The organism is Clostridium boliviensis (assembly GCF_033342255.1).
GTDB lineage: Bacteria > Bacillota > Clostridia > Lachnospirales > Lachnospiraceae > Lacrimispora > Lacrimispora boliviensis.
On sequence record NZ_JAWONS010000080.1, the window covers coordinates 1 to 472 of the forward strand.

General features: G+C 60.2%; 1 protein-coding gene. It reads left to right on the forward strand.

The window, feature by feature from the left end; translation table 11 throughout:
* A partial coding sequence (locus RZO55_RS03025) for an FtsK/SpoIIIE domain-containing protein (protein WP_318062812.1) occupies positions 1–472 on the forward strand: 472 nt, incomplete at both ends.

A 472-nucleotide genomic window follows, 5' to 3' on the forward strand; every position in this document is an offset into this window, starting at 1 on the left:
GTCGCCGGCGCGACGGGATCCGGAAAGAGCGTCTGCATCAATGCAATGATTACCAGCCTGCTATACAAGGCCAAGCCGAACGAAGTCAAGCTGATGATGGTGGATCCCAAGATGGTGGAGCTCAACGTATACAACGGGATTCCGCATCTGCTCACCCCGGTCGTCACCGACGCCCGCCGTGCGGCGGTGGCGCTGAAAAAAGTGGTGGCGGAGATGGAAAAGCGCTACGAGCTGTTTGCCAAGACCGGGGCGAGGGATATCGAGCGGTATAACCAGATGGTCGGGGATTCCGCCGAAGGGTCTCTGCTGCCGTATATCGTCGTGATCATCGATGAGTTGGCGGATCTGATGATGGTGGCTCCGGCGGATGTGGAAGACGCGATCTGCCGGCTGGCTCAGATGGCCCGCGCCGCGGGGATCCATCTGATCATCGCCACGCAACGGCCCTCCGTCGATGTGATCACCGGTGTGA